Source organism: Vibrio sp. (assembly GCF_038138445.1).
Classification (GTDB): domain Bacteria; phylum Pseudomonadota; class Gammaproteobacteria; order Enterobacterales; family Vibrionaceae; genus Vibrio.
Map to the genome: position 1 here is coordinate 1 of NZ_JAYQDQ010000089.1, position 16,359 is coordinate 16,359.

Annotated in this window: 10 protein-coding genes and 2 pseudogenes; 4 read left to right on the forward strand and 8 right to left on the reverse strand. The window is 40.9% G+C overall.

The genetic code is table 11. The features are described from left to right. Window positions 1-52: 52 nt before the first annotated feature. Together AAFM34_RS17435 and AAFM34_RS17440 are read right to left on the reverse strand one after the other, a co-directional pair. Window positions 53-1,063 (reverse strand): annotated as a pseudogene (locus AAFM34_RS17435) (cache domain-containing protein); the annotation flags it as partial. 123 nt (window positions 1,064-1,186) lie between these two features. Then, window positions 1,187-2,536 carry a sphingomyelin phosphodiesterase gene (locus tag AAFM34_RS17440; RefSeq protein WP_341665004.1) on the reverse strand — a complete coding sequence of 450 codons (1,350 nt, stop codon included), beginning with the start codon at window positions 2,534-2,536 and terminating at the stop codon, window positions 1,187-1,189. A gap of 469 nt (window positions 2,537-3,005) precedes the next feature. Between AAFM34_RS17440 and AAFM34_RS17445 the strand changes: the two genes are divergently transcribed. Next, window positions 3,006-4,031, forward strand: a complete 1,026-nt coding sequence (locus tag AAFM34_RS17445) for a lytic polysaccharide monooxygenase (RefSeq protein WP_341665006.1) — start codon at window positions 3,006-3,008, stop codon at window positions 4,029-4,031. A 58-nt stretch (window positions 4,032-4,089) separates the two neighbouring features. On the opposite strand, the gene AAFM34_RS17450 is transcribed toward AAFM34_RS17445, so the two are convergent. From AAFM34_RS17450 to AAFM34_RS17470, 5 genes are read right to left on the reverse strand one after another with little or no spacing between them, the layout of a single operon-like run. Further along, window positions 4,090-4,794: an ABC transporter ATP-binding protein gene (locus tag AAFM34_RS17450; protein WP_341665008.1), complete on the reverse strand. Its 705-nt coding sequence runs from the start codon at window positions 4,792-4,794 to the stop codon at window positions 4,090-4,092. A gap of 19 nt (window positions 4,795-4,813) precedes the next feature. Then, entirely contained in the window at window positions 4,814-6,097 is a 1,284-nt protein-coding gene (locus AAFM34_RS17455) for an ABC transporter permease (protein WP_341665010.1), read from the reverse strand. Window positions 6,098-6,100: 3 nt separating this feature from the next. Beyond that, on the reverse strand, window positions 6,101-7,315 hold the full coding sequence (locus AAFM34_RS17460; RefSeq protein ID WP_341665012.1) for an ABC transporter permease: 1,215 nt from the start codon (window positions 7,313-7,315) through the stop codon (window positions 6,101-6,103). Beyond that, window positions 7,315-8,583 carry a TolC family protein gene (locus AAFM34_RS17465; RefSeq protein ID WP_341665014.1) on the reverse strand — a complete coding sequence of 423 codons (1,269 nt, stop codon included), beginning with the start codon at window positions 8,581-8,583 and terminating at the stop codon, window positions 7,315-7,317. Before AAFM34_RS17465 ends, AAFM34_RS17460 begins: the two co-directional genes overlap by 1 nt. Continuing rightward, a complete protein-coding gene (locus AAFM34_RS17470; RefSeq protein ID WP_341665016.1) occupies window positions 8,576-9,709 on the reverse strand; it encodes an efflux RND transporter periplasmic adaptor subunit in 1,134 nt (377 codons plus the stop codon). The genes AAFM34_RS17465 and AAFM34_RS17470 overlap by 8 nt, the downstream gene beginning before the upstream one ends. A gap of 431 nt (window positions 9,710-10,140) precedes the next feature. On the opposite strand from AAFM34_RS17470, the pseudogene AAFM34_RS17475 reads away from it, so the two are divergent. Beyond that, window positions 10,141-12,156: pseudogene (locus AAFM34_RS17475) on the forward strand (M4 family metallopeptidase). 53 nt (window positions 12,157-12,209) lie between these two features. Here AAFM34_RS17475 and AAFM34_RS17480 read toward each other — a convergent pair. Then, on the reverse strand, window positions 12,210-14,024 hold the full coding sequence (locus AAFM34_RS17480) for a ricin-type beta-trefoil lectin domain protein (protein ID WP_341665017.1): 1,815 nt from the start codon (window positions 14,022-14,024) through the stop codon (window positions 12,210-12,212). 589 nt (window positions 14,025-14,613) lie between these two features. On the opposite strand from AAFM34_RS17480, the gene AAFM34_RS17485 reads away from it, so the two are divergent. Both AAFM34_RS17485 and AAFM34_RS17490 read left to right on the forward strand, forming a co-directional pair. After that, a complete protein-coding gene (locus AAFM34_RS17485; RefSeq protein ID WP_341665019.1) occupies window positions 14,614-15,906 on the forward strand; it encodes a sphingomyelin phosphodiesterase in 1,293 nt (430 codons plus the stop codon). Window positions 15,907-16,131: 225 nt separating this feature from the next. Beyond that, window positions 16,132-16,311: a hypothetical protein gene (locus AAFM34_RS17490; protein ID WP_341665021.1), complete on the forward strand. Its 180-nt coding sequence runs from the start codon at window positions 16,132-16,134 to the stop codon at window positions 16,309-16,311. Window positions 16,312-16,359 lie beyond the last annotated feature (48 nt).

The following is a 16,359-nucleotide window of genomic DNA, read 5'->3' on the forward strand; positions in this document are numbered from 1 at the left end:
AGACAATACCGAATTTAAAAGGAAATGATTAGATGGGGTTTACCGCCAGCTTACTATTGGCAAGCTGACCAACCTCATCATTACTGTCAATATCAAGTCTCTGGGTTAGATCACCACTACCATGAGCAATTTGCTCTAATGCATTAGAAACTCTTGTCAATGGCTTGAATAGTATTCCACACAGCATGTTGAACAGGAAGGTACACACAATCACGACCAATACTGTAACCAAAATCTGACCCCACATCGCACTATACAAAGGAGCGACCAGAGATTCTCGGTTAAGAACAGTCACGGTAATTAAAGAAGTCCCTTTTATCTGGGATGCGTAAACGACGCTCAATTCATCATTTACCTCAGTGTATATATCATTACCTGAGTTCATCGCCTGCTTAATAACGTCAAAGCTCAAACCAAGTTGCTGAACTGATTGGTTAAGCAATTTAGTGTTGCTGTGTGTAAACACGTTCCCTTGTTCATTGGCAATAAACATGTAACCTTCACCGGGCAATATGACTTTATCCAGCCCCGAGATAATATCGGTAATTTCTACATCAGCACCTAAAACGACTTTACCGCTACCCAAACTAACCACGCCACCAAGAGAAACAACATTAGCACCCGTAGCGGCTGCTACCGTTGGATTGTCCATAAATACTTTATCAGGAGCCTTCATAGCGTTGATATACCAGCCCCATTTACGAGGGTCATCATTACCCGGGGGCAACACAACGCCATTGGCATTTTGTTGTGATCCATCAGGAAAAGCTAGGAATACATTATCAAGGCCAGCAGAATTTTTAACCTGTTTGAGGTTACTGACAATAGTACCCATATTAGCGTCTGGCGTTATTGAAGTAAGCGCTCGCCCCTTTGATTCTATCCAGTCTGATACGTATTGATTATAGGAAGCGGTAGAGCTTTCTAACCTTTGTGTGACTTCGATATCCAATCTTTGTAGAGATGCTCTAAAAGATAGAAGCTCCACCAACATCCCCCCGACTATAATTGCCACACTTGCGGACATGGCTAATTTATTCTTCAACGACAAGTTTTTAAACATAACACTACCTTGACCAGCTAATTTTAACCTGCACACCTATTAAGCTTTAGCTGTTAGTCTAGTCAATTGCAATGAATGTTAATGGTTCAAAGACATAATCCTATGTCATTTTGACCAGTATCCTTACTCATCAAAAACAAACCGTCCTCCAACACTGAAGTGATCTGACAAATGCCATTTACTCCAAGTACCGTAACTCACTCTCTGTTGCAGCTTGACAGTATTCGAATTTTCACTCGCTCTTCGATGTTCTGCGCTAACAAACACATAATCAAGATATTCGACACTATCGCCACCAGAATAATCGGAAGATGCATAAGTGTTGATCACAGGGTCAAAAGTACCTCTGGTGTAACCTTTATATTCTGGGGGATCAACTTCAAGCGTAGAAAGCATGAGGAGGTATTCGTAAAAGTCGCTATTTTTATTTATATTAAAATCACCAGCATATATGACCGCCTCATCCTCAGGAATGGACTTGGTCAACATAAAAGTGCGAAGTAACCCTAATTGTAGTCTCCTTAATCTCTTTGCTGCTGGCGTATCAAAAGAAGCAAGATGAGTATTAAACACATGGTATATTTTGCCAAGCTTATCGATTTTCGTATATACAATCCCCTTATCTGCATAGCAATCAGTTCCAGAGCAGTGATCAAACACCAGCGCATCCGTTTCGATAATAGGATGTCGGCTTAACGTCACAACACCACCATCATACATAGCCATGCTTTCCCCACCGACAACGTTTGTACGATAAATATACTCCTCACTTAACTCATTAAATAAAGCCTCTCTATCACTTGAAAACGCCTCTTGCAAAGCGAGAACATCATACCCTGAAAGATTGTGGTCCATCATTGATGTCCTAGAAGCAATATCTTGCGAGACGGAAGGGATCATCCAAAGGTTGTATGTCGCCACATTAAGAGTATTTTCATCGTAATCTATATCGGCAATATGATGTTCAGAAACAACAAACTCAACATTATCAAATCCTGATGTATATATGGCTTTTACACCATACTCAGTATGAAGGCCATCTTGTCCATATAGCTCTATCACGTATGGGTTATAGTCAGTTTTTAAAGTACGATTGTGAAAACCATAAGATAATGTGGTACCAGCTCCATGTCCTTTAAATCTTACTTGAGCAGTGGGAGCTTGATATGGTACTTCCCAATTTCCATCATTATTAAGAAAACGAATGGGAAAATAATAGTCATACCTAGCCCCGTTCACGATGCCATAGTAACGGTTAAAGTCAGCAACTTTAGCTTTACCATAAGGAGGAATGATTAAATTGTCTGTTAATAGACGGTACTGATTGCCCTCCTCTACCCATGCTGTTGTATCAACTAGAAGTTCAACCTTAATCGGCTTGCTTGTACGATTAATATAAGAAACCGATGTAATTGCGGATGCTTGAAAAGATATTACCCACAATAAGACAGCGAAATTAATTGCCCTAATCATTACTTCTCCTTATACCATTTTATTGGAATAGCGAAAGGCTAGTTACCATTGGGATAAGCGACTAAGCAACAAGTACGATATGAAAATGTGTAACCCAACAAGATTATGAAAAAAATGATCATAAAGTGTTAAATTATTTATGTATAAGCTATTTAGTTAAACGAATAGCACAAAGAATATCCACACCACAATTTGGCTATTGAGCTATATCCTATTAAAAGTGTTCCATCATTTCATCGACCGGATAATTATTAACATTACTCACTGATAATATTTGAAGTGACTCGAAAATGGTTGAACACTCATACAAAGATTTCTTTATCTATGAGCATAAGGTTCCAAATTAATAGTATAAGAAGATGATAATTTTATTTCTTAGCAAATAAACCTGTCATTGCTGCTAGGTTGAAATAGTTGAGTACACATTAATTGTGCTTTCTGGCAGAAATAATATTCGCAAGGAGATATTATGAGACCCTGCATAACGATCTACTTAACTATTGCAAGCCTACTTGCGTTCGGGCCATTGACTGCCCATACGCATGGCTGGGTAGAATATCCAAACGCTCGGCAGAATATTTGTTATCTCGATGGAGGGTTTTGGGAAGATCGTATTCCGAACGCCGCCTGCCAAGCTGCATACGATCAGTCAGGGGCCTATCAGTTTGTTCAACGCAACGAAATCGCGATTAATGTCAGTCAATATTGGGATATAGAACAAGTAAAAGCATCGGTGCCAGATGGAAGTTTATGCAGTGCGGGAGACCCGGCGAAATCAGGACTCAATATCACATCGCCTCACTGGCAAAAGACGCCAATAGTACTTGACTCTAACAATCAAATAACGCTCATATTCCGTGCAACAGCGCCCCACAATCCTTCATATTGGGAATTTTATCTTAGTAAAAGCAATTATGATGGTACCCATCCACTAGCATGGTCAGATTTGGAATTAGTCGATACAGCAGGTAATATTGCCGTCGACTCAAACAGTAATTATGAAATCACCATTACTCTACCACAAGATAGAAGTGGGGATGCGATTCTATTTACTCGATGGCAACGTGAAGATCCGGCAGGGGAAGGGTTTTATAATTGCAGCGATATTTCGTTTACCTCAGATAAGAATAAACCTAAAGGCACTTCAGCTACTGACAGGCTCGATAATACACTATCCATACTCAGTTACTTTATTCCCTCAAATTTCGGCCCTGCAGAAGTTGGAGACACTATACGTTTGCGTATATTCAGTTTAGAAGGCCAAGAGCAGCACGATATCTCTCTTGTAATTACCGACCAACATATTCAGCACAATACCTGGCCAGCCGAACTTGCAGCCAAATTTAATAGTCATAGTAATCAAGAGTGGTATATCGGTATTTGGCACGATGGTATGAATCATTATATGTTTGACTCACGTAATTTATACGCTAATCAGGTGTATGGCCCATCCGCTAAGTTTAACTATCAACTATCTCTGATTAAAGGCCGATAGTCTTCATAAGCGATAATAGTATGTGCTGCCTCACCAATATGAGCCAGCACATCGCTAATTAAACTTCCATAGCAACGGATTTTCTGTCGGCGATAATCTTACCATCTTTAATGGTAATCACACGTTTGGTGCGCTCAGCCAAGGCGTTGTCGTGAGTCACAATAATTAATGTTCGGCCCTGAGCATGAAGCTGGTTGAACAAAGCTTCTATTTCTGCACCAGATTTTGAATCAAGCGCTCCCGTAGGTTCATCAGCCAATATTATTTGCGGGTCATTGACCAAAGCGCGAGCAATTGCCACCCTTTGTTTCTGCCCACCGGACAATTGGTTGGGCTTATGCTCCATACGCTCGCCCAAACCTACCTGCCTAAGTAGTTCACTAGCACGACGCTTACGTTCTTTAGCTGGGACACCTGAATAGACCAAGGGAAGCGCAACGTTGTCCAATGCCGTCGCGTATTCAAGCAGATTAAAGCTTTGAAACACAAAGCCCACTTTATGATTACGAATTTCAGCCAACTGGTTACTCGTCAAGGAAGCCACATTTTGGCCGTCAAGATCATAACTTCCTTGGGTGGGTTTATCCAAGCAGCCCAAAATGTTCATTAATGTAGATTTACCCGAGCCTGATGGCCCTAATATGGATAAAAACTCTCCTTGAGCAATGTTTAGACTCACTCCATCCAAAGCTCTAACTTCTGTATCTCCACTGGAATAGTATTTACATATGTGATTAAGGTTAACTAGTAAATTTTCAGCCATATCTGTATTACTCTCCGAGTTATTCACTCTGTAGGGCCTCCATCGGTGTAACTTTCGCTGCTCGGTTAGCCGGTAACCAAGCCGACAAAACACCTGTTATAATCAAAGTGAAAATCACAATTACTACAACTAACCAAGACAGTTCTGGTACTGGATTCCCAAGATGTTCATAAAGCATGTTACCTTCGAGATCAATCGCAGCTATCGTCCATACCAGCAAATAAGTGGCGATGAGTCCAAGTCCTCCTCCAATCAACATAGTGGCCAACGACTGAACTAAGTAATGCAAGCGAATTGCTGTAGGCGTTGCTCCAACAGCCATACGCACTCCAATATCTCGCGTCGAGCGTTTTACCGTTGCATACATGACATTAGCGATCCCAACCCCAGCCACTGCTAGAGTTACAAATCCGATGATGCCTAAAAAGCTCTGTAAACCCACAAGAAACTGACGCATGCTTTTTTGGTCAAGGAACATATCTTCAACTTGAACAACCTGCTGATCTTCAACGCTTGCACCATGTCTTCGAGACAACACTTGACGTATGGTATCTGCAAGCCTAGCGCGATCGGCCCACTGATAAGGCTCAATATTGATTCCAGAAATATCACCACCAAGGTGATAGCGTTTCCAAGTTTCAAGAGGGACAAAACTTGAATAGTCGATGGGGGCGTTCTGCTCTATGTTGGCACTATTTTTTTTCAAAACACCGATTACTGTGAATTCTTCATCGCCGATTTTAACTTTTTCACCCACTGGATTTACTTCGAGCGTCACAGTATCAAACCAGCTTTCGCTCTCTTCTGGGTTAAAAAAACGGGCAGCAAGTGAATACCCTAGCACCACTACTTTACGTTGCTCTCGCTGATCGATGATATTAAACCAGCGGCTACCGTTAAGAAGTTTGAGATTAGTCATCGACTTAAACTCATTGCTAACAGCCAAAGGTTGACGCCATATACCTTTATCCCCAACGGTTATATCCTCTTCCCACGTTGCAGTTGGGGCAACTGACTTTACTTCTGGGAGAGACCTCACTATCTCGGAGTCATCAAGTTTTAATTCCAAAGGCTTGCCCGTATAAAAACGGCCAAAGTCGATGGTAGCAATACCGCCTGTCAAATAGATAAGGTTTCCATTACCGTTTTGCGCGGTTTTCATTACCCCAAGACGGATTCCTTCCCCCACTGCCAGCATTCCTGCAATACATAAAGTGGCCCACGCAACAGCTAAAACCGTCAAAGCAAATCGAAGTTTTTCTGACGCCATTTCTTGAAAAATTTGTCTTAATGGTAACAGCATGATTTAAGCCTTTGCACTCAAAGCGACAACGGGAGTCAAACACGAAGCCCGTCTAGCTGGAAAATAAGAGGCCAGCAGCGCAAGGCAAAATGTCACCAACAACGCGATTAAAATTGACTGTGGAGTAATAACAGGCTCACCTATCCATTCAGGCAGGGGCACCATAGATAAGATTCCCACTAAGCCCACCGAAAGTCCTAATCCTAAAGCAGTTCCTATTGCGACAAGTATTAGCCCCTCAAAAATAAACTGACTGAGTATTATGTTGGGGGTCGCTCCCACTGCAAGTCGAACACCAATTTCTCTTGTTCTCTCGGTTACAGACAAAAACAGAATATTCGCAACACCCAAAGCCCCGACGGCCATGGTCATGGCCCCACTAGCGGCAAGAAAGACCTGAATGCCTCTCAAGATACTTATGATTACATCGGAGCTATCGCTCATATCAATAAAATACAGCGCGTCATGATCATTTGGGTCAAAGTGGAGCAACTGAGCATAAAAGCTAACGATATTTTGCCTAAATAATCTTGCTTCCATTTTAAACGCTGGTTTTAGTAATAAGATCCCTATCTTATCGTTCCATAGATCGCGATAGGTATTTTGAGGAATAAATACTCTTCGACTATCACCAAACGATATTCCGCTTTTTTCATCGTCCAAAACACCAATAACTCGAAAAGGAATCCCATTGACGTTCACTTCATCATTCACTGTCAGCCCACTCATCTGAGCAAGTTGATCACCGAGAATCGCGACTCTGGTGTGATTTTGATTGTCACTTAGAGAAATGTTCCTGGACCCTAGTTGGAGTTTGCGCTTCATCAGAGGAAAATAAGCCGCATCGATACCGCCGACGCCTGATGTAAGATGTTGTCCTGACATGTTTGACACACTGGCATCCCACTTTTCATAAACGGCAGAAACTTCGGACACAAAATCAAACTGTTTGAGTTGCTCGACATTATCCTGCGACACATGAATATCTCGCCGTGCTGGCATTCCTTGCCATGGTTTGCTGGTTCTTGAAGGGAAGGCAATTTGAGTATCATTGATCATAAATGAAAACGACTGACTCTGTTTACGGAAAAAGCCTTCGCCTAACGCCATTAAAGTGACAACAGATATCACACCCCAAGAGATAGCAATCACCGCCAAAATACTTTTAGTACGATGAGCCACTATTGTCTGCCATGTTTGCAGCACTATAGTCTTCATTAATGAAACGCCTGTGAAATGGCCAAAATCGTATCATCATTTAGCTGGCCCGCTGTGTATAAAAGGTCAACCCTTTCCTGCCAATAGCTGTATAGGTTTGCTTCCAAGCCGACCTTTGCTTCATAAAAGCGATTATGAGCGTCAATCAGATCGGATGCTTCCGATTTACCAGCATCATACAAGGCCTGTTTGCTATTGAGAACCTTAGCATTAGACTCGACCAGAGCGCTCGCCATTACTACACGATCCCAATCGATACTCACTTGTCTATATTGTTGCCGTATCCTTTTCTCAATATCAATTTCTATCTTGCGCTTGTATTGCTTTGCTTTAAGTACATTAAGTGATGCTGCGTCTACTTTCGCTTTCGTCGAACCATTGAGATCAATAGGAAGACTCAGAGTTAACCCTGCGTTAAACTCTCCATCTGAATTCGCATCATCATCGCTATAACCCAAATTACCAGAGACGGTAGGATAATAGCCGCCTTGAGCTGATTGGCGAGCAAACTCACTAGCCTTAACACTTTGTGCCGCCGCCAACAACTCTGGACTGTTATCCATTGAAAGCTTAAGCCACTTAGATTCAGATTTGACCAACATAGTCGGCTCTATAAGAGAGTCCGTCTTAATCTGTTCGACATGGTCTGGGATTTGATTAACAAGAGCTGACAACTGCGACATCTGAGTATTGAGTTTACCTTTCGCGTCAAGAATATTGGATTGTTCCGAGATCTGAGTAGCCTTTATCTCTTCAACATCTACAGAGGTTACTCGACCAGCTCTGTAGCGATTCTCTATTATTTCCAGAAGCTTATTACCCTCAGCAAACTTCTTCTCTGCCAGCAATAATTGGCTCTGGGCACTCGCAACATCCAAATAAGCAGCTAATACCTTCTGTGCCAAGTCATCTCGTGCTTTTGTCAATTCAAGCTTGTTTTTTAGATAGTTGGCCTGAGATTCATCAAGGTTTGACCACAAGCTGCTATCCCAAATGGTTTGAGATAACCCAAACTTATATGAGTTAGTATTATCGCTGTCTTGGTTCCAACTCGATGAGGCACTGGCCTCAAGTGACGGAAGTAAAGCACTGCGACTTGAATTCACACCCGTTTCTCCAATTTGAAGATCTATCTGAGCCATTTCATAATCAGGATCATGTTTTTTGGCTAATTGCCATGCTTGGTCAATTGTTAGAGAAAAACAGGAAGCACTTGACGTTATCGCCAAAAACAAACTCGTTATGTTTAAAAGACCTCGACTAGCCATGATCACTTCCCATCATACTATTATCAATGACCTCTTCTCCCAAACTAACGCCTTCAAGCACCTCAACGTTTATTCCATCGGATAAACCCAAAACCACTTTCTGTTGGTGGAAACCTTGTTCAGAATTATCTGCAATTAAAACATTTGCTATAGAGCCTTCAAATTTCAATGCTCTTTCAGGTAGCGTTAACACATCCTGAGATTTTTTAAGTGTGATTTTCGCTGTTGATGAAAACCCTGACCGCAAAGTAACATTAACGGGAATGTTAAGTTGACCAACTTCTATTTCAAAACCATTGTCAAAACTTTTAGAAGTGTTCGTATCATCCGGTGAATTCAATTTTTCGGATTGAATGGCAACCTTGGTTATAACACCGTTAATTTCCATATCGGGATAAGGCGCAACCGACAAAGAAACTGGCATTCCTGTAGTCAGTTGAGCCGCATCATGTTCACTGACACTGCCTTTGAATATCATGCTATTCATATCAGCCAGAGACATAATTTCTGTCGCCGCTTGACTGGACGCTGTTGATATAATTGGCTCTCCAACCTCAACTTTACGATTTAAAACAGTGCCACTTATTGGAGCCAAAATGGTAGAGGTCAAATGTTCATCTCCAATTAGCGCTTCACCACTTTGAATCAACTCTAAGTTTTGCCGCTTTTGTAATACCGTCGCATTGGCAGACTTCACCTCAGAACGAGCGCTAACATACTCATCATAATTGCTGGGAATAACGCCTTGCTTTAACAACTCAGCTAAATTTGACAGTTTTTGTTTGGCAGACTCCAGCTCCGCTTCACTACGCATCAGCTCAGTGGAAGCATCCGTTAGTGCCTGAGGCGTTGGGTTAGGACTGACCTTGACCAAAGGTTGGCCTTGCTGAACATTTTGCCCAACTTGAACGTATATTTCGCCGACAATACCCTCTATGGGAGATTTAATTGAAATAGCATGCGAAGGCACTATTTTTCCTACTGCCATTGCTTGTTGTTCAATCGTCCCTTTTTCCACATTCAAAGTAGGGAATGTGTCTGGACTTTTCGAAGAATGCAAATAGACCCAAATACCACCGCTGAGAAATACGACACCTGCAATTGATATCAGCCAAGATTTAGCCATGCTTAGTTCCATTTATTATTTGTGTAGCCATGTGACTACTTTGTCATTTATTAGTTCCATCATGATAACGATTAACCCGTTGCATAGGCATAGTAATGAGTAGTTTTTACATATTTTTTACTTCTTCGCATTTATAGATACTCACTCAATTTCAATACTCAAACATTGCCTGACAACTTTACTCACCCTTTTATTACAAAAACGCAAAAATAAAAAATTAAATAACAATAAGTTAACCAATAATGAATAGTAAATTTAGAATAATAAATATCTATATTAGAACCAAGATCTCATTCTCAATAACAATAAATTAAGCATTTTGAACGAGCACCTCATATAAAATTAATTGCAGTTATTTTTGTTGAAGATGAGCACTAATCTGAAGACGCAATTTTTACCCCAACTAACGGAAATAAATACAAAGGTGAAGCATGCGTAATGTTCATTTACTTCTCTTGCTACCAGTAGCATTTGGTTCGCAAGCAGCAAACATAGTTGATCACTCACAGGTCGATCTCTCTTATATACTCAATCAGACAGCATCTAAGAATTATTCACCATCTAGCCAGCCTCTGGCATATAAAGAGGTCAACCATGTACAAGCAGGAAACAACACTCTACTGCGCAAACAGCAACTACATTTTGGTATTCCCGTATACGGCCAATCAATTGTTGCTCAAGTTTCCAGCCAAGGTGATATAACCCCTCTTGACGGGCAAGTTCTTACAGGTATTAGCCCTGATATTGGCTCCACTATGCCTATGTTTAATGCCAATCAAGCCATAGAACTCGTAAAAGAGGCTAACCAGAGTTTTGCATCTCGACCTATAGGTGAGCCAAGAGCTAATCTAATGATCTGGCAAGATCCGCAACAAGTGGCTCACCTAGTCTACAAAGTTGATCTTGTTGAAATGAAAGGCATGACTCCATCGAGACCAATTACACTAGTCGATGCAAAAACTGGGGAAATTCTGGATAAATGGGAAGGTATTGCATTTATCGAGGCAGAGGGCCCTGGAGGTAACCAAAAGAGCGGCAAATATTACTTTAGCCCAACCACACATTATGGTGGCTTTGAAGTCAATCAGTACTGCCAGATGGATAGCCAAAACGTCAAAACTATTGATATGAACAATCAACAGTACGGCGGCCAAGTTCACCAATTTAACTGTAATACAAATAGTAACCGAGCAGTCAACGGTGCTTATGCGCCAATGAATGATGCTCAGTACTTTGGTCAACGCGTATTTGATATGTATATGGATTGGTTAAACACCAAACCATTACAGCAAAAGCTAACCATGCGTGTGCATTATGGGACAAACTATGGCAATGCCTTTTGGGATGGACGTCAAATGACATTTGGAGACGGCAACCATTCAATGTACCCACTTGCCACATGGGATGTCATTGCACACGAGGTCAGCCACGGTTTCACCGAACAGAACTCTGGCCTTGAGTATCGTGGTATGTCTGGCGGTATGAATGAGTCTTTCTCTGATGTTTCAGCCGCCGCACTTAGCCAATATGTCAATGGAAGCTTTAATTGGAAAATGGGCGAACATGTTATGAAGTATTCAGATGCAATGCGATACTTCATTCAACCCAGTAAAGACGGCAGTTCCATCGATCACGTCAACCAATATTACAATGGAATTGATGTCCACAACAGCTCAGGAATCTTCAACAAAGCGTTCTATCACCTAGCCACCAGTCCTAATTGGGATATCCAAAAAGCCTTTATTGCTTATGCAACCGCTAATCAACTATATTGGCGAGCAAACTCTGATTTTCAACAAGGCGCAGAGGGCGTTTGTAAAGCGGCAGAAAAACTCGGGTATGAAAGCTCTGCAGTTCATAGCGCTTTTGCACAAGTTGGCGTCCAAGTGACAAACTGTACTTCAACCCAACCGAATCCAAACCCTAAACCAACACCTGGTATAAGTGAATTGCAGATAAACATACCTACACCTGTCGACTCGAATGGCAATGATGAACAACATTTTGTCTTAAAGAATGCGCCAGGTCAGGACATTTGGGTTCAAACCTATAACGGTTACGGTAACGTAGACATGTATGTTGCGATTAATCGCCCCGCATCTCTATCTGACAATGATTGCGCATCCACAAACGCCGACAACGGTGAATATTGTGGCTTTAGCGGTGTGGGCCAAACGGATGTTTATATTATGGTTACAGGAGCAACTGGCTCATCGGATGCTTACGTTGGTGTCAGCGCTTATTTAGACGAGCAATAACCAACTCCGCAGCCACAACCTCAAGACCTTTGTTCTGCACTCAACGAGTGGTCAGCTAATGATTACTATCCGCAAGGGATGCAAGTTCAATATTATGGTAACAGGTTTACCGCCATTCAAGATAGTTGGGGTGCTGACCCATACAACTACTATTGGTATTGGTTATTTGAAGGAAGTTGTTATCAGTAAAAATAAAAATGGAGCTCGCTAGCGAGCTCCATTTCTGGTCAAGTTAACAAACTTTATTTCCAAGCCCATTGACTGCCATTCACATCAGCTTCTATGAGCCAAGTATTTTCGTTCCATCTTAGAGCGTTATCCAATGCATTCTTCAACTGACCATTCTCAAAGCGCCACTTTTGATTAGGGCGATCACTACACTCTTCCATAGTGATATAGCGGCTATCTTGGTCAAGACACATACCCGGTGCTGCTTTACTAATTAGCTTGCCAGCTGAAGTTAGTTGCCAATGTTGGTTATCACCTGTATGACAACTCCAACCAAACACCTTAGCACCTGCTGAACCAGAACTGTATTCAACATCTAAACATTGATTACGATGTGTTAGAAGTTGCTTCCACTCTTCTGCAGGTTTCTCATCGCTTGAAGACGCTTCAAAAAGAGCAGTAACAATCGATGTCATAGGTTGAGTATGACGCGATGCTCTTGATGCCTGAGATTTCCAGCTATTAGGCACAGATTGAGTCACGTCCCAACTGCCTCTTCCATCGTAGTATGATTTTGCAACAGCTTGAGGCGTTGGAGTCCACAAGAAGTCAGGATGACGGTTTTGGTACCACTCACCACCAATAACATTACCCGATGCATCTAATTCTAGGTCATAGTAGTACCTTACACGTGATACACCATCTAACTGAGGCTTGTCATAATTTCTGTGTGTAGGGTTTGTTTCCACCATGTAGTCAACGACCATTTCAACCCCAACAACCGACACAGCGCGTGATGAACGATATTTAGTAAACTTATCTTGCTCATAATCACCCATCGCAATTGTAACATCTGCTGGATCATTCGATGTACGATTGGTTTCCGGGTTAAAGTACTTCACTCTGTAGCCCAAAATTGGCTGGTTCCATACTTGATAATCGTAAGTCGCATCCATAATCATACTGCGACCAGTAATCCCAATCTGGTTTAGTACAGATAAGTGCCAGCTCGCTGGATTGTTATCGACACAATCAGGCTCAATGACTCGACCATTTTCATCTTTCGCTGGATCTTTAATATTACAACGACCGCCAATAAATCGTGTATTAAACGGCGCTTCAGCCCAAAGTAAAGTACCTAATGCCTTGATGTCAGACGGATAGAACTTGAGCATTTCACCATTTGCGTCTGGTACATTAATTGATTTTTCAGGACGAGGTAACATATAAGCTGCTGCTGCCCAACCGTGGCAAAGACCCATCCAACGTTCAACTCGACCCTGAGAATCGTAATAGCCTTTGCCCGACTCCCAAGAGCGCTTAGTGAGCGTAAAATTGTTATCACCCACTAGCAAATCGTATTTTTCAGCCGGAGACAGTAGATGACGCTGTTCAACAGAATAGCCGTCGACAGGCTTTATTGTATACGAGAAATCATAATATTCTTGCCAATTTGATGCGTTAAGTTCTCTGTCAGCAAATCGCCACGCAGCAGCACCCGAATAAAGTGGCCAATACGTGTCAGACCAAGGTTGAACCGACAAACGTTTTGAGTCTGGCGCTGCATCATCCAGCTCTGTTAAGTTACGAATTAGACCGTTACCTGCATCAACTAATCGAGCTGGATTATCATTCCCCAGATTTGGCGCAAAGCGAGGAGCAAGCGAAGGCTCAGCTCGGTCCATAACTGTATCGCGCATTTCATTTCTGATTCGCTCGATATCTTCAGCACTCATGGTTTGATATTCGTCACCTTCTTTGGCCGGTAACCTATCCATCACTTCTTGAGGGTTTTCATGAAACGCTTTCATGAACTGTTCGATTTGCGCGTCGTCAGCAAGCGCAGCAAGCGGCACAGAAACAGACAACAATGTAATTATTTTTTTCATTTTAAAATACTACTCCATTAGATTTAGCACAAAAAAGTTGCGTAGACATTCCAACTTTGTCGGCGAGTAGATTGAATATATACATTCAGCAAATCAATAGAAAACTAGCATTAATTACTTAAAACGTGAGTAAAACTAGCAAAAAATACTCTTATTAATCCAGTACTTATTTATAATACATTTCCTTACAAATCATGAGTTTACAATGATAATCTTTGGGGAAAAGAATATTAGTTTAAACATATACCGTTAAAATAAATTCACTTGTATTAATAAACTACATGATTAACGTGACTTAAATCTCAATTCAGGTACACATTTTTATTACGATAACGTTATCGTATGTTTACATAAGCTTCTTTAATTGCATGGATAGACTTTCAGTTATTGCTGCATATTTAGTCGATTGAACTTCTTAAATTTTTAATATTTGGATATGTCAACATTGATATTCTAATCTTTAATAAATGATGATTTAAAATTTTACAAATTTGTCACAGCTAGCAAAAATAGCTTAATTAGATAAATAAACATAGGCGTAAGTAGGAAAATGATTTAACTAAAATAATAAACAGAAAGTTGAGCAACAATGAAAAAACTGTCCTTCCCCTACTTATTATCGCTAATACTATTATTACCATTACCTTCAAACGCAGATACCAGTATAAACATACTTAACAATACTGAAAGCGAGATTAATTTCAGTCTTGTAGGACTTTCCAGTCTCTTGGAAAGAAAACATGCTGGGCCTCTTGAGCCTTATAAATTAACCTATGCCGCTGAGCTTAGCCGTTATTCAGGAGTAAAGACTGGAGAGGTTTACGACTTATATATCCTCTTGGGTGACCACCACCTATCTTTAGCGATTAAGTTAAAGGGGACTATTTGGGGTTCCGACATCTCTTATACTTTCGCTGATCCAGAATCACTGGAATTAGATGAATATCATACTGATCGGAATATTTATGCGAAGTTTAAGGGGAAGAATCAATACTATTTTAAAGCAAGCTATACAGGAGGATATGATGAAATCACTCTAGTCATTGATGAAATAAAACCACCCGAGCCTAGAGAAGCAAACACTCTTAGTTTGGCAACATACAATACGTGGATGCTTAATTATGTTGGTCAATATATGAGTGTCAGAGACAAATTGATCGCCAATGCAATACACAATCATGATGTTGTGTTTATGCAAGAAGTATTTAGACGAGAAAACGAGCAGGACATCATTTGGACTATGCAGCAATATTTCCCTCACAAAAGCAACAAACTAAATGGTGGTGGTAGTAATACCTATGATGGCGGTGTTCTCACATTTAGCAAATATCCGATTGTCCAACAAGCTCAACATGTATTTGAGAACTGCAAAGGCACCGATTGTTCAGCAGATAAGGGAATACTTTATACAAAAATCATGAAAGGAGACTCCCCCTTTCACCTTTTCAACGTACACTTGGGCGCTTGGAACTCACAAGCCTATCGAAACATTAGAACACTGCAGGTAGGTGAAATATTTGCATTTATTGAACAGCTGAATTTACCTAGTAATGAGCCTGTTATTATTGGAGGTGACTTCAATATAGCTAAACATAAGTTTCCACTCGACTTTGAACAACTGCTAAGGGTGCTCAATTTAAAAGAGCCCCCATTAGAAGGTGTGCTTGAGTATAGTTTCGATCCTTATCTCAATGAGCATGTTAGTTATTCTGAAGAATCTGACCGTGAGCGTCTTGATTACATTTTGTATATGAATAACGGAAGCATTTCTAATAGCTCCAGTCGGATCATAGTCCCACGTAATTTCCAAGAAGATATGTGGGGTGTCTGGGATTTGTCCGACCATTTTGCAGTTAGTGCCAAGATTACAATGGCCGACTAAACTTTAACATCATTGAATGAATATCTTTCTTTTTTGTAATCAGTTAGTTACATAAGTTACTTGGCTGCAAACTGAGTATGCAGCCTCATTTTATAAAAAAACAAAAATTTCAATAGGCAAACTTAAGATTTTTCTTCAACTTTCATTTAGTCTAAACAATCGATCATAAGTTATTGAATTAAAATAATTTTAAGCAATAACACTATCATTAAAAAGGAGTTTAAATTGAAAATGAAGTTGTCTATTTCTGCACTAATCGCAGCATCAAGCACACTATTGGCTACTAATGCGTTTGCTGAAGTTGAACTTGCCCAACTTGATCCTTCTCAGGTAACCATCAAAAGTCTTCAAAGCTCAGGTAGTGGCTGCCCTTTTGGTACTGTCTCTTCAACTATCGCACCGTAAGCTGGCGGTGAGCCCCATTTAACTGAAAGCTGGCACCGACTAAAAATA

Coding starts and splice junctions, on each gene's coding strand:
- AAFM34_RS17440 (WP_341665004.1), bottom strand. CDS start 2,536: ATGATTAGGGCAATTAATTTCGCTGTCTTATTGTGGGTAATATCTTTT.
- AAFM34_RS17445 (WP_341665006.1), top strand. CDS start 3,006: ATGAGACCCTGCATAACGATCTACTTAACTATTGCAAGCCTACTTGCG.
- AAFM34_RS17450 (WP_341665008.1), bottom strand. CDS start 4,794: ATGGCTGAAAATTTACTAGTTAACCTTAATCACATATGTAAATACTAT.
- AAFM34_RS17455 (WP_341665010.1), bottom strand. CDS start 6,097: ATGCTGTTACCATTAAGACAAATTTTTCAAGAAATGGCGTCAGAAAAA.
- AAFM34_RS17460 (WP_341665012.1), bottom strand. CDS start 7,315: ATGAAGACTATAGTGCTGCAAACATGGCAGACAATAGTGGCTCATCGT.
- AAFM34_RS17465 (WP_341665014.1), bottom strand. CDS start 8,583: ATGGCTAGTCGAGGTCTTTTAAACATAACGAGTTTGTTTTTGGCGATA.
- AAFM34_RS17470 (WP_341665016.1), bottom strand. CDS start 9,709: ATGGCTAAATCTTGGCTGATATCAATTGCAGGTGTCGTATTTCTCAGC.
- AAFM34_RS17480 (WP_341665017.1), bottom strand. CDS start 14,024: ATGAAAAAAATAATTACATTGTTGTCTGTTTCTGTGCCGCTTGCTGCG.
- AAFM34_RS17485 (WP_341665019.1), top strand. CDS start 14,614: ATGAAAAAACTGTCCTTCCCCTACTTATTATCGCTAATACTATTATTA.